A 13,253-nucleotide genomic window follows, 5' to 3' on the forward strand; every position below is an offset into this window, starting at 1 on the left:
CGCCAAAATTTGGCATAATGTCACTTTGTCACGTATTGAAATGAAAAGTAAAACAATTATCAATAAGGACTGTCGTAACGGTAATCACGATACGATATAACACCAGGATCGCAATTTTTACTATTCAGGCCGCATGAGCACATTCAAACCATTAAAAGCACTCACATCGCGTCGTCAGGTTCTCAAAGCGGGGCTGGCGGCCTTAACGTTAACGGGCATCGCTAAGCAGGCTCAGGCAAAAGACGAGAGCACGCTTAAAACCAGCAACGGGCACAGTAAACCGAAAGCCAAAAAGCCGGGCGCGAAGCGTCTGGTGATGCTCGATCCGGGCCACGGCGGCATCGATACTGGCGCCATCGGCAAAAACGGGTCGAAAGAAAAACACGTCGTGCTGGCGATTGCAAAAAATGTGCGATCGATTTTACGCAGCAACGGCATTGACGCCCGCCTGACGCGCTCCGGGGACACCTTCATTCCGCTGTACGACCGCGTGGAGATCGCCCACCAGCACGGCGCGGATCTGTTTATGTCGATCCACGCAGACGGCTTTACCAACCCTTCGGCAGCAGGCGCATCGGTGTTTGCGCTTTCCAACCGTGGTGCCAGTAGCGCGATGGCAAAATACCTCTCCGACCGCGAAAACCGGGCGGATGAGGTCGCCGGAAAGAAAGCCACCGATAAAGACCATCTGTTGCAGCAGGTGCTGTTCGACCTCGTGCAGACGGACACCATCAAAAACAGCCTGACACTCGGCTCGCATATCCTGAAGAAGATTAAGCCGGTGCATCGTCTGCACAGTAAAGGCACCGAGCAGGCGGCGTTTGTGGTGCTGAAATCGCCGTCGATTCCGTCGGTGCTGGTGGAAACCTCTTTTATTACCAACCCGGAAGAAGAGCGGCTGCTCGGCACCACGGCGTTCCGCCAGAAGATCGCCAACGCCATCGCCGCAGGCATTATCAGCTACTTCAACTGGTTCGATAACCAAAAAGCGCACTCCAGGAAACGTTGATGAAACCCAATGCACAGCTGGTCAAAAAATTCCTGCTGCAGCTGCAGGATGATATTTGCCGGAAACTGGCCGCCGTAGACGGCGGTGAATTTCAGGAGGATAACTGGCAGCGCGAAGCGGGCGGCGGCGGGCGCAGCCGGGTGCTGCGTAACGGCGGCATCTTCGAACAGGCGGGCGTCAATTTTTCCCACGTTCACGGCGACGCGATGCCCGCGTCTGCGACGGCGCATCGCCCTGAGCTGGCGGGCCGCAGCTTCGAAGCGATGGGCGTCTCGCTGGTAGTGCATCCGCACAACCCGTTTGTGCCGACCAGCCACGCCAACGTGCGCTTTTTCATTGCGGAAAAACCGGGGGCCGATCCGGTCTGGTGGTTTGGCGGCGGTTTCGATTTAACGCCCTATTACGGCTTCGAAGAGGATGCCGTGCACTGGCACACTACCGCGCGCGATCTCTGTCTGCCGTTTGGCGAAGACGTCTACCCGAAATTTAAAAAGTGGTGTGACGACTACTTTTACCTGAAGCACCGCGACGAACAGCGCGGCATCGGCGGGCTGTTCTTTGACGATCTCAACACGCCGGATTTTGATACCGCGTTCAGTTTTATGCGCGCGGTAGGTGAAGGCTATACCGACGCCTATCTGCCCATCGTCGAACGCCGTAAAAACACCGACTACGGCGTGCGCGAGCGTGAGTTCCAGCTTTACCGCCGCGGCCGCTACGTGGAGTTCAACCTGGTGTGGGATCGCGGAACGCTGTTCGGCCTGCAGACCGGCGGGCGCACGGAGTCGATTCTGATGTCGATGCCGCCGCTGGTGCGGTGGGAGTACAGCTACGAGCCAAAAGAAGGCAGCCCGGAGGCTGCCTTGAGTGAGTTCCTGAAAGTACGCGACTGGGTTTAACTGCCGGATGGCGCTGCGCTTATCCGTCCTAGTCAACCCGTAGGTCGGGTAAGCGAACGCGCCACCCGACACCACGCGCTTACAGCGGCTGCGTTTGCGCCTCAACCACCGCCAGCGCCACCATATTCACGATACGACGCACAGAGGCAATCGGCGTTAACACATGCACCGGTTTCGCCACGCCCATCAGTACCGGTCCTACGGTCACCCCTTCAGAGCTGGAGACGCGCAGCAGGTTATAGCTGATACGCGCCGCTTCCACGTTCGGCATAATCAGTATATTCGCCGATCCTTTCAGCGGGCTGTCCGGCATACGTTCGTTGCGGATGCTCTCCACCAGCGCCGCATCGCCGTGCATCTCCCCGTCTATCATCAGCTCCGGCGCACGCTCGCGCACCAGCTCCAGCGTCTGACGCATTTTGCAGGCCGCCGCGGATTTAGACGAACCAAAGTTTGAGTGCGACAGCAGCGCCACCTTCGGCTCGATACCAAAGCGGCGCACGGTCTCGGCGGCCATCACGGTGATCTCCGCCAGCTCGTCTGGGGTCGGATCGTCGTTAACGTAGGTGTCAGCAATAAAGGTGTTGCCGCTTGGCAGCAGCAGCGCGTTCATCGCCCCGGCGGTATGGACGCCGTCGCGATAGCCGAAGATCTCCTGCACCACGCTAAAGTGCTCGTGGTAATCGCCGATGGTGCCGCAGATCAGCGCATCCGCTTCGCCGCGATGGACCATGATCGCGCCGATCACCGTCGTGTTGCTGATGACCGCTTTCTGCGCCTGCTCCTGGGTGATCCCACGGCGCTTCATGATCGCGTAGTATTCGCTCCAGTACTCTTTGAAGCGCGGATCGGATTCGTTATTAACGATCTCGAAGTCGACGCCCGGCTTAATCTGCAGGCCGAGCTTTTGAATGCGCATCTCGATGACGCTCGGACGACCAATCAGGATCGGCTTCGCCAGCCCTAAGGTGATCAGCTCCTGGGTGGCGTGCAGCACGCGCGCCTCTTCCCCTTCCGCCAGCACCACGCGCTTCGCGTCGGCACGCGCCTGAGAGAAGATCGGCTTCATGAACAGGTTAGTTTTGTAGACGAACTCGGTGAGCTTATCGACGTAAGCGTCGAAATCCTGAATCGGTCGCGTCGCCACGCCGGAGTCCATCGCCGCTTTGGCAACGGCTGGCGCAATTTTCACAATCAGACGCGGATCGAACGGTTTTGGAATGATGTAGTCCGGGCCAAAGCTCAGATCCTGATCGCCGTACGCAGACGCGACCACTTCGCTCTGCTCGGCGTGGGCCAGCTCCGCGATGGCGTGAACGGCGGCAAGCTTCATCTCTTCGTTGATCGCCGTTGCGCCGACGTCCAGTGCCCCGCGGAAGATGAACGGGAAGCAGAGCACGTTATTCACCTGGTTCGGGTAGTCCGAACGGCCGGTACAGATAATGGCGTCTTCACGCACCGCTTTCGCCAGCGGCGGCAGGATTTCCGGCTCCGGGTTCGCCAGGGCCAGGATCATTGGCGCACGCGCCATCTTCTTCACCATCTCCTGGGTCAGCACTTTCGGGCCGGAACAGCCGAGGAAGATATCCGCGCCGTCAATGACGTCCTCAAGCGTGCGTTTGCCGTCGTCTTCCACCGCGTACGCCGCCTTGGTTTCCGCCATGTTCGGCTCGCGGTCTTTATAGATAACGCCCTTGGAGTCGCAGACCACAATGTTGTGTTTCTGCATACCCAGCGCCACCAGCAGGTTCATACAGGCAATCGCCGCCGCGCCCGCGCCGGAGACCACCATGCGCACGTCGGAGAGATTTTTCTCGACCACGCGCAGGCCGTTCAGAATGGCGGCGGTGCTGATAATCGCGGTCCCGTGCTGGTCATCATGGAACACGGGAATGTTCATACGCTCGCGCAGCTTCTGCTCGATATAGAAACATTCCGGCGCTTTGATGTCTTCCAGGTTGATCCCGCCGAAGGTCGGCTCCAGCGCGGCCACCACGTTGATGAATTTATCGGGATCGAGTTCGTCCACCTCGATATCAAACACGTCGATACCGGCGAATTTCTTGAACAGAACGCCCTTCCCTTCCATCACCGGCTTACCGGCCAGCGCGCCAATGTTGCCCAGCCCCAGCACCGCCGTGCCGTTAGAAATAACGGCGACAAGGTTGCCGCGCGCGGTGTATTTGTAGGCTGCCAGCGGGTCTTTTTCGATTTCCAGACACGGCGCAGCGACGCCTGGCGAATAGGCCAGCGCCAGATCGCGCTGGGTCGCCAGCGGCTTGGTAGGGGAAACCTGGATTTTGCCCGGGACGGGGAACTCGTGAAAATCGAGGGCACTCTGTTTTAACTGATCGTCCATCTTGTTATTCCTTTTACGTATCGGTCAGATAGTATCGCCGCAGGACAGCGCATAAACTTTGAAGGCTGCCAAACTCTCACCATCACACATTAAAAATTGTTATCAATTTATAACAGCCATGTTACCCGTCTCAAAAGCAATGCCTCCCCCGTCTGCTATGCTTTTTTGTTAAGTCCATCATGATTTTCTCAGAAGTGTGAACTAACGCACTCATCTAACTCTTTTATTTCCAAGGAGTAATGATTTATGAACCAGCTAGACGGCATCAAACAATTCACCACCGTGGTTGCAGACAGCGGCGATATCGAGTCGATTCGCCACTATCAGCCGGAAGATGCGACCACCAACCCTTCGCTGCTGCTCAAGGCGGCCGGGCTTGCCCATTTTAGTCATCTGATTGATGACGCCATTGCCTACGGTAAGCAGCGCGGGAAAACGCAGGAGCAGCAGGTCGCCGAAGCCAGCGACAAGCTGGCGGTTAATTTTGGTGCGGAAATTCTGAAAAGCATTCCGGGTCGCGTGTCGACCGAAGTGGACGCCCGCCTCTCGTTTGATAAAGAAAAAAGCATTAACAAAGCCCGCCGCCTGGTGGAACTCTACCAGGAGCAGGGGATCGATAAATCACGCATCCTGATTAAGCTCGCCTCCACCTGGGAAGGCATTCGCGCCGCGGAGGTGTTGGAAAAAGAGGGCATTCACTGCAACCTGACGCTGCTGTTCTCCTTTGCCCAGGCGCGCGCCTGTGCCGAAGCGGGCGTGTTCCTCGTGTCGCCGTTTGTCGGGCGCATCTACGACTGGTATCAGGCAAAACAGCCGATGGATCCCTACGTGGTGGATGAGGATCCGGGCGTTAAATCGGTCCGTAATATCTACGACTACTACAAACAGCACCGCTACGAAACCATCGTGATGGGGGCCAGCTTCCGCCGTACCGAGCAGATCCTCGCCCTGGCAGGCTGCGACCGTCTGACCATCTCCCCTAACCTGCTCCAGGAGCTTCAGGACAAAGAAGAGACGGTGATCCGCAAGCTGGTGCCGACCTCCACCGTTTTGCCAAAACCGAAAGCCATGACCGAAGCGGAGTTCCGCTGGGAGCACAATCAGGACGCAATGGCCGTCGACAAGCTCGCGGATGGCATCCGCCAGTTCGCCGTCGACCAGCGCAAACTCGAAGATCTTCTTGCCGCCAAACTTTAACCTTGCCACGGAGTGAACTATGTCCCGTAAAGAGCTCGCCAATGCCATTCGCGCCCTCAGCATGGATGCCGTGCAGAAAGCCAATTCCGGCCATCCCGGCGCACCGATGGGCATGGCCGATATTGCCGAAGTGTTGTGGAACGACTTCCTGAAGCACAACCCGAATGACCCCACCTGGTACGATCGCGACCGTTTTATTCTTTCCAACGGTCACGCATCGATGCTGCTCTACAGCCTGCTGCATCTTTCCGGCTACGACCTGCCGCTTGAGGAGCTAAAAAACTTCCGCCAGCTGCACTCCAAAACGCCGGGCCACCCGGAGATCGGCTATACGCCGGGCGTGGAAACGACGACCGGGCCGCTCGGTCAGGGGTTAGCCAATGCGGTCGGGCTGGCGATTGCCGAGCGCACGCTGGCGGCGCAGTTTAACCAGCCGGACCATGAGATTGTCGACCACTACACCTACGTGTTTATGGGTGACGGCTGCCTGATGGAGGGGATTTCGCACGAGGTCTGCTCGCTGGCGGGCACGCTGGGACTCGGCAAGCTGATCGGGTTTTACGATCACAACGGCATCTCCATTGACGGGGAGACCGAAGGCTGGTTTACCGACGACACGGCAAAACGCTTCGAAGCCTACCACTGGCACGTGGTGCATGAGATTGACGGGCACGATCCTGAAGCCGTGAAAAAAGCGATTCAGGAAGCGCAGAGCGTGAAGGACAAACCGTCCCTGATTATCTGCCGCACGGTCATCGGCTTCGGCTCGCCGAACAAGGCGGGCAAAGAGGAGGCGCACGGCGCGGCGCTGGGTGACGAAGAAGTGGCGCTGACCCGGCAGAAGCTGGGCTGGAAATACCCACCATTTGAGATCCCGAAAGAGATCTACAGAGCCTGGGATGCCCGCGAAGACGGTGAGAAAGCCCAGCACGCCTGGAACGAAAAATTTGCCGCCTACAAAAAAGCGCATCCGGAGCTGGCGGCCGAGTTTTCACGCCGCATGAGCGGCGGCCTGCCGGAAGACTGGGACGATAAAACCCAGGCGCTGATCGAAAACCTGCAGTCCAACCCGGCGAAAATTGCCACCCGTAAGGCGTCGCAAAATACGCTGAACGCAATCGGCCCTATTCTCCCCGAACTGCTCGGCGGCTCGGCGGACCTGGCGCCAAGCAACCTGACGATCTGGTCCGGCTCAAAATCGCTCAAAGAGGACATCGCCGGGAACTACATCCACTACGGCGTGCGCGAGTTCGGCATGACCGCCATTGCCAACGGCATCGCCCATCACGGCGGCTTCGTGCCCTACACCGCCACCTTCCTGATGTTTGTCGAGTACGCCCGTAACGCGGCGCGCATGGCGGCGCTGATGAAGGCGCGGCAAATCATGGTTTATACCCACGACTCCATCGGGCTGGGGGAAGATGGCCCGACGCACCAGGCGGTTGAACAGCTGGCGAGCCTGCGCCTGACGCCCAACTTCAGCACCTGGCGTCCGTGCGATCAGGTCGAAGCGGCGGTCGGCTGGAAGCTGGCGGTAGAGCGCCACAATGGCCCAACGGCATTAATTCTGTCGCGCCAGAACCTGGCGCAGATTGAGCGCACCCCGGAGCAGGTGAAAAACATCGCCCGCGGCGGCTACATACTGAAAGACAGCGGCGGCAAGCCGGACGTGATCCTGATTGCCACCGGTTCCGAGGTGGAAATCACGGTGAAAGCCGCGGAGAAACTGACTGCCGAAGGACACGCGGTGCGTGTGGTATCTCTGCCTTCCACGGATATTTTTGATGCACAGGACGAGGCGTACCGGGAATCGGTCCTGCCGTCCAGCGTCGCGGCGCGCGTGGCGGTGGAGGCCGGTATTGCCGACTACTGGTACAAGTATGTCGGGCTCAAAGGGGCGATTGTCGGCATGCGGGGCTACGGTGAGTCCGCCCCTGCCGATAAGCTGTTCCCGTACTTCGGCTTTACCGTTGAGAACGTGGTGGAGAAGGCGCTGAGCGTGCTGTAGTGCGGTCTGCGTTGCCGGGTGGCGCTGTCGCTTACCCGGCCTACGGTTCGAAGTGTTCTAGACCCGGCACATTGTCACAGACCGCAGGATTCGTAGGCCGGGTAAGGCGTAGCCGCCACCCGGCAAAAAGCTACCGCGTAATCCACAGCGTGGGCCAGGCGTCTGGCCCGTTCCAGTTATCACAGCTGGGCTCTTCCGCATAGCGGACCAGGCGGAAGCGCTGGCCGTCAAAACGCCAGCGCGTCTGGATCCCGCAATCCCCAATGCCCCGCCCTAACGCCAGCGTGGTCAGCTCACGCGTTTTCTCATCGAAGCTGGCATTCATCAGCTCCATCTCACTGCTGTTGCTTGAAGGGGTAAATGGCAGACGCAACCTGATGCTACGGGCAGAAAACGGCTTTTTGCGCGAAACCTGCCATGCCAAATCGACGGTGTTATACGCCCCGGCTTCACAGCTGACGATCAGCAGCGCTTTGTCATCGGTTAACGCGGTAACGCGGACTTCACGGCGGTTCGGATCAAGCGAGCATTGACTGTTATTCATCCGCCAGGTGCCATAATCCAGCAGGTCGTTCAACTCTTCATGGGTCAGCGGCGTCGGTGTCGGGTTGACGACTGCCACCTCTTTTAATGCGGGTGCGGGCGGCACGCTCAGCGGCGGACTGTTCCCTTTTTTTATCCAGGCGGTTTTGCTGCCGACGCGTTTTTGCTGGGCATCGATAAACAGCAGCGCCGCTTTCAGGCCATCCAGTGAGATAACCTGCTTACCACCCTGCAACGTCAGGGCGTGCCCTTCCTGAATGTTTTTCAAAAAAGCGGTGATGGTGGCGGCATCGTCAGTCTTCAGATGCCAGGGCGTTAATTGCCAGTGCTGAGGCGAAAGCTTAAGCGGTACGTCATCCAGCAGCAGTCGCGGCGCGATATCAGGCTCTTTCACGGCGGGGTCAGAAAGCCCACCAAGATCGATCCGCAGCGTGGCGTCCGTTTTGGCGCCCGCGCTGCGGCTGAGCGTCATGACCAGACCGCGATGTTCACCGGTATTTCGCGCAACGCAAAAATTCTGGTTATTGCAGGTGACCTGCCAGTCAGAGAAGGACTGCTGGGCGGGGGCTGCCCACACCAATGGCGCGGGTAGCACGCAAAACAGGAAGAGAATAAAAACGCAGTAGCGCATGGATGGCACAATCCCGGAAACGAAAACGTCAAACTGGGCAGTATCTTCGTGTCCGAACCGGGCTTGCTCAATCGGATTTATCGGATAGATTTATCTGAAATGTAATCTATCACCGTTCGAAAGAGGGGCTCATGATCCCGGTCGTTTGCAGGTACTGCAACAATATTACGGCTTTACCGTCCCTGATCTCTCCGCTTCTCACCATTGCCAGTGCCTGAGAAAACGGCATTTCCAGCACCTCAATATCCTCGTCCTCAACGCCACCGCCCCGGTGAGTGCGCTGCGCATCGTGGTATTCCGCAATGAAGAAGTGGACAATTTCCGTCACGCCGCCTGGCGACATGAACAGTTCGAACACCTTTTTCACCTCACCCACTTCGAAGCCCGTTTCTTCAACGGCCTCTTTGCGGATACAAACCTCAGGCTCATCATCGTCAAGCAGGCCAGCGCAGGTTTCAATTAATCGTCCGTCAGGATTGCCATTCACCCATGTCGCCACCCGAAACTGGCGAATCAATACCACGCTCTGTTTTTCACGGTTGTAGAGCAAAATGGTTGCGCCATTGCCACGGTCGTAGACCTCGCGCTTGTGGCGGATCACTTCACCATTCTTACGCGTTAAATCATAGGTGATGTTACGCAGGACAAAGTAATTTTCGGACAGGATTTTGTCTTTAATAACGTCAATTTTGAGGGTCATACGGGCTCCACGGCATAATGAGTGCAGTAATACTACGCCGTGGAGCGCGCTTTGTCGCCGGTCGGATTTAGTGCGCCGTTGGCGCTGTTATCTCAAGCCAGTCGAGAATACCCTGCGCCGCATGGCGCCCCTCAGCCATCGCAGTGACCACTAAATCGGCACCGCGCACAGCGTCACCTCCGGCAAAAATTTGCGGGTTGCTGGTCTGGTAACGATACTGTCCTTCGACAGAGGCAATGATGCGCCCCCAGTCATCCGTTTCCACGCCCTGGGCCTGCAGCCAGGGCATCGCGTGCGGGTTAAAGCCAAACGCCATGATCACCGCATCGGCAGGCAGGACGAACTCACTGCCTGCAATCGGAACGGGACGACGACGACCCTGCGCATCCGGTTCACCCAGTTCGGTGCGCAGCATCCGGATACCGTTGACCTTCCCGTCCGAAGCAAGCGTCAGCTCGACGGGCTGGACGTTAAATTCAAACGCCGCCCCCTCCTCTTTCGCGTTCTTCACCTCTTTTTTCGATCCCGGCATGTTGGCCTCGTCCCGGCGATAGGCACAGGTCACTTTGGCGGCCCCCTGCCGCAGCGCGGTTCGCACGCAATCCATCGCCGTATCCCCTCCGCCGAGTACCACCACATTCAGCCCCTGCGTGTCGATAAACGGCTCAGAGGCGCTCGACTCAAGCCCCATCACATGGCGGGTGTTCGCCACCAGGAACGGCAACGCGTCATAGACACCCGGCGCATCTTCATGAGGGATACCGGCCTTCATGGAGCGGTAGGTTCCTACGCCAATAAACAGGGCATCATAATCACGCTGCAGCTGCGTCAGAGAGACATCGCGTCCCACTTCGCAGTTGAGTTCGAACCGGATCCCCATCGCGGTAAATATCTCTCTGCGCCGCGCGAGCAGGGATTTATCCAGCTTGAAGGCGGGAATGCCAAACGTCAGCAGTCCGCCGATTTCCGGATGGCGGTCATACACCGTCACGCTCACGCCGCTGCGTACCAGGACGTCGGCGCACGCCAGCCCTGCCGGGCCCGCGCCAATAATGGCCACCCGCTTGCCCACCGGGAGGACGTCGCTCATGTCCGGCGTCCAGCCCATCGCCAGCGCCTGGTCTGAGATGTAGCGCTCGATATTACCAATGGTCACGGAACCAGACTCATCGCGCAGCGTGCAGGCACCTTCGCATAAGCGGTCCTGCGGGCAAACGCGGCCCGTAATTTCCGGTAAACAGTTGGTTTGATGGGAGAGTTCTGCCGCGCCGGTGATATCTCCCGCGTTGACGCGCGCAATCCACTGCGGAATGTGGTTGTGCAGCGGGCAGGTCCACTCGCAGATGCTGTGCTCCCCGCAGGTCAGGCAGCGGGACGCCTCACGTCTGGCCTGTTCAGCCCGAAACGGCAGATAGATTTCGTTGAAATGGCAGGCGCGTTCTTGCGCCGGCAGCTTGTCTGGCTCGCCCCGTGGAGGAGTATTGTGCAACTGCTGTAGTTTGGTTTGCGGCTGAACCTGTTGCACCGCCTCGCCGTGCCACGGCTGCGCTTCCAGTCGCGCGGTGCGCGTGCGCCGCGCTTTCGACAGGTTATCCAGCACGGCGGGGGTGGCAAGCGTGAGCACGTCAGCCGGGCAGTTTTCAATACAAGCAGGCCCCTGAGACCGCGCCAGGCAGAGATCGCATTTATGTGCCGACGCCTTCACGCTCGCGTTATCCAGCGGCGTAACGATGATGTCCATCGTGCCGAACGGGCAGGCTACCACGCAGGCTTTGCAACCAATGCATTTATGTTGATTCACCTGTACGCTGTCGCTGTGCTTGCTGATAGCCCCGTTCGGGCAGCTGTGCGCGCAGGGGGCATTTTCGCAATGGTGGCAGGTAACGGGACTGTTCTTCCCCTCTGATTTGAGGACCGTAATACGGGGATGAAAATGGCGCTCACTCAGAACATGTTGCTCATCGTTGTGCGCCATCACACACGCGACCTCACAGGCACGACACCCTATGCATTGCTGGCTGTTGGCCATAATAAAACGATTCATAACGACACCTGTTTTTGGTTCAATAACCTTATTCTTTCTATATGTACTGTATTTAGCCACGGTGACGTGTTCAGGCAATGTTCAAATGCCCAGAAAGCCGAACTATCTCCAGTGAACCTGTGGCAGATCAATTTATTCAGGAAGCTGATTTGTGACCGTTAAACGCCCTGTTTCCGGAAGCCTGGCTCGGGCTTTCTTTTCGATGATTGTGTTATCCGTTATGACCAGCGCCATCGCGCTGATGACCCTCGCCAGCAGCCAGCGAGACGCTGAGGCGATCAACATTGCGGGTTCGCTGCGTATGCAGAGCTACCGCCTGGGCTACGAAATGCAGCGCGCCAGCCCGTCACTGATGGAACACCGTGAAGCCTGGCAGCAGACGCTGAGCGCCCCTGCGCTGCAGACGTTGAACCGCTGGTATGTGCCGGACGATGTTAAACAGCGCTACCACCAGCTGCATCTTGCCTGGCAGGAGATGAGCCAGCGCATCGCCAGCGGCAACACCGCCTGGTATCAGGCCCACATTGAGGATTTCGTCGGCCGTATTGATGCCTTTGTGCTGGCGCTTCAGCACTACACCGAACATAAAATTCAGCTGGTGATCCTGATGTCGCTGGCGGGTGGACTGAGCATTCTGCTGCTGGCGCTGGCGACGCTGCGGCGGATCCGCCGTCAGGTGGTACTGCCGCTGAACAATCTGGTCGCGGCCAGCGAGCGTATCGAACAGGGACAATTTGATACGCCCGCACCGGATACCGCCCTGCCCAACGAGCTGGGCCAGCTTTCCCGCGCGTTTAACCATATGTCAGCCGAACTGCATTCGCTTTATCGCTCGCTGGAGCAATCCGTGGCCGAAAAGACGCAGCACCTGAATGAGGCGCACCAGCAGCTCGAAATGCTGTTCAAATGTTCTCAGGCGCTGAATACCGGACAGATAGACAGCCATTGTTTCAGGCATATTTTGCAGATCGTGCATGAATACACGCAGATAAATTATCTGGCGCTGCGGACCAGTGACGACTGGCAACTGTTCGAAGGCAGCGAAGCCGAAGGCGCGAAACTGCACAGTTTGCCTGTTCTGATGCAGGACACCCTGTATGGCGAACTGCGCTGGCAGAGCGAGACCGGGGGCGTGTCACTCCCGCTGATGAAGAGCGTGGCGACGATGCTGGGGCGCGGGCTTTACTTCAACCAGGCGCAAAAACACTATCAACAGCTGCTGCTGATGGAAGAGCGCGCCACCATCGCCCGCGAACTGCATGATTCGCTGGCGCAGGTATTGTCCTATCTGCGCATTCAGCTTGCCCTGCTCAAACGCACCGTCCCGGATGAGAATGCCCAGGCGCAGACCATCATCACGGACTTCTCGCGCGAGCTTAACAACGCCTGGCACCAGCTGCGTGAACTGCTCACCACCTTCCGCCTGACGCTCAACCACGCAAACCTGCCCGCCGCGCTGCAGGAGTCTCTCGAGGGATTGCAAACCCAGACGAAGGCGAAGCTGGTTCTCGATTGTCGACTCTCATCCCTGGCCCTGGATGCGCAAAAACAGGTGCATTTGCTGCAGATTGTGCGTGAAGCGGTGCTGAACGCCATCAAACACGCCGACGCGAGCGAGATCACCGTCAGCTGCATTACCGCCGCTGACGGTACGCACAGCGTGGCGGTACGCGATAACGGTATTGGCATTGGCGAGGCGAACGAACCGCCGGGCCATTACGGGCTGAACATCATGCGCGAACGTGCAGAACGGCTCGGCGGAACGCTGCGCTTTTCACAGCCGAAAAACGGCGGAACGGAGGTCACCGTCACTTTCCGTACACCCGCAGCGCTGGCGGGTAAATAACGGTAAAGGGGAGCGCG

General features: G+C 58.3%; 9 protein-coding genes. 5 read left to right on the top strand and 4 right to left on the bottom strand.

Annotated elements, in window-relative coordinates; translation table 11 throughout:
- The first annotated feature begins 133 nt into the window (after positions 1 to 133).
- The gene (gene amiA, locus EXW94_RS20425; protein ID WP_174340877.1) at positions 134 to 1,009 is read left to right on the top strand and encodes an N-acetylmuramoyl-L-alanine amidase AmiA; all 876 of its coding nucleotides are present in this window, start codon (positions 134 to 136) and stop codon (positions 1,007 to 1,009) included.
- Positions 1,009 to 1,908 carry an oxygen-dependent coproporphyrinogen oxidase gene (hemF, locus tag EXW94_RS20430; protein WP_174340878.1) on the top strand — a complete coding sequence of 300 codons (900 nt, stop codon included), beginning with the start codon at positions 1,009 to 1,011 and terminating at the stop codon, positions 1,906 to 1,908. Before amiA ends, hemF begins: the two co-directional genes overlap by 1 nt.
- Positions 1,909 to 1,987: 79 nt before the next feature.
- On the opposite strand, the gene maeB is transcribed toward hemF, so the two are convergent.
- The gene (gene maeB, locus EXW94_RS20435) at positions 1,988 to 4,267 is read right to left on the bottom strand and encodes an NADP-dependent oxaloacetate-decarboxylating malate dehydrogenase (protein ID WP_010433785.1); all 2,280 of its coding nucleotides are present in this window, start codon (positions 4,265 to 4,267) and stop codon (positions 1,988 to 1,990) included.
- Positions 4,268 to 4,513: 246 nt separating this feature from the next.
- Between maeB and tal the strand changes: the two genes are divergently transcribed.
- Positions 4,514 to 5,464: a transaldolase gene (tal, locus tag EXW94_RS20440; RefSeq protein ID WP_010433786.1), complete on the top strand. Its 951-nt coding sequence runs from the start codon at positions 4,514 to 4,516 to the stop codon at positions 5,462 to 5,464.
- 19 nt (positions 5,465 to 5,483) lie between these two features.
- Positions 5,484 to 7,472 (top strand): transketolase, encoded by a 1,989-nt coding sequence (gene tkt, locus EXW94_RS20445; RefSeq protein WP_174340879.1) that lies wholly within the window; start codon positions 5,484 to 5,486, stop codon positions 7,470 to 7,472.
- Between the two features lie 130 nt (positions 7,473 to 7,602).
- On the opposite strand, the gene EXW94_RS20450 is transcribed toward tkt, so the two are convergent.
- The 3 genes from EXW94_RS20450 to aegA form a co-directional block, all read right to left on the bottom strand.
- Positions 7,603 to 8,646, bottom strand: a complete 1,044-nt coding sequence (locus EXW94_RS20450; RefSeq protein WP_126816138.1) for a DUF1176 domain-containing protein — start codon at positions 8,644 to 8,646, stop codon at positions 7,603 to 7,605.
- 109 nt (positions 8,647 to 8,755) lie between these two features.
- On the bottom strand, positions 8,756 to 9,346 hold the full coding sequence (gene nudK, locus EXW94_RS20455; RefSeq protein WP_174340880.1) for a GDP-mannose pyrophosphatase NudK: 591 nt from the start codon (positions 9,344 to 9,346) through the stop codon (positions 8,756 to 8,758).
- 67 nt (positions 9,347 to 9,413) lie between these two features.
- Positions 9,414 to 11,390, bottom strand: coding sequence for a formate-dependent uric acid utilization protein AegA (gene aegA, locus EXW94_RS20460; protein WP_174340881.1), 1,977 nt, complete (start codon positions 11,388 to 11,390; stop codon positions 9,414 to 9,416).
- Positions 11,391 to 11,541: 151 nt separating this feature from the next.
- On the opposite strand from aegA, the gene narQ reads away from it, so the two are divergent.
- Entirely contained in the window at positions 11,542 to 13,236 is a 1,695-nt protein-coding gene (gene narQ / locus EXW94_RS20465; protein WP_174340882.1) for a nitrate/nitrite two-component system sensor histidine kinase NarQ, read from the top strand.
- The last annotated feature ends 17 nt before the right edge of the window (positions 13,237 to 13,253 follow it).

Source organism: Enterobacter sp. JMULE2 (assembly GCF_013337145.1).
In the GTDB taxonomy this organism is placed as follows: Bacteria; Pseudomonadota; Gammaproteobacteria; order Enterobacterales; family Enterobacteriaceae; genus Enterobacter; species Enterobacter mori.

Excerpts from the sequence above, each read along its gene's own strand:
- amiA (WP_174340877.1), top strand. The coding sequence starts at position 134 with ATGAGCACATTCAAACCATTAAAAGCACTCACATCGCGTCGTCAGGTT.
- hemF (WP_174340878.1), top strand. The coding sequence starts at position 1,009 with ATGAAACCCAATGCACAGCTGGTCAAAAAATTCCTGCTGCAGCTGCAG.
- maeB (WP_010433785.1), bottom strand. The coding sequence starts at position 4,267 with ATGGACGATCAGTTAAAACAGAGTGCCCTCGATTTTCACGAGTTCCCC.
- tal (WP_010433786.1), top strand. The coding sequence starts at position 4,514 with ATGAACCAGCTAGACGGCATCAAACAATTCACCACCGTGGTTGCAGAC.
- tkt (WP_174340879.1), top strand. The coding sequence starts at position 5,484 with ATGTCCCGTAAAGAGCTCGCCAATGCCATTCGCGCCCTCAGCATGGAT.
- EXW94_RS20450 (WP_126816138.1), bottom strand. The coding sequence starts at position 8,646 with ATGCGCTACTGCGTTTTTATTCTCTTCCTGTTTTGCGTGCTACCCGCG.
- nudK (WP_174340880.1), bottom strand. The coding sequence starts at position 9,346 with ATGACCCTCAAAATTGACGTTATTAAAGACAAAATCCTGTCCGAAAAT.
- aegA (WP_174340881.1), bottom strand. The coding sequence starts at position 11,390 with ATGAATCGTTTTATTATGGCCAACAGCCAGCAATGCATAGGGTGTCGT.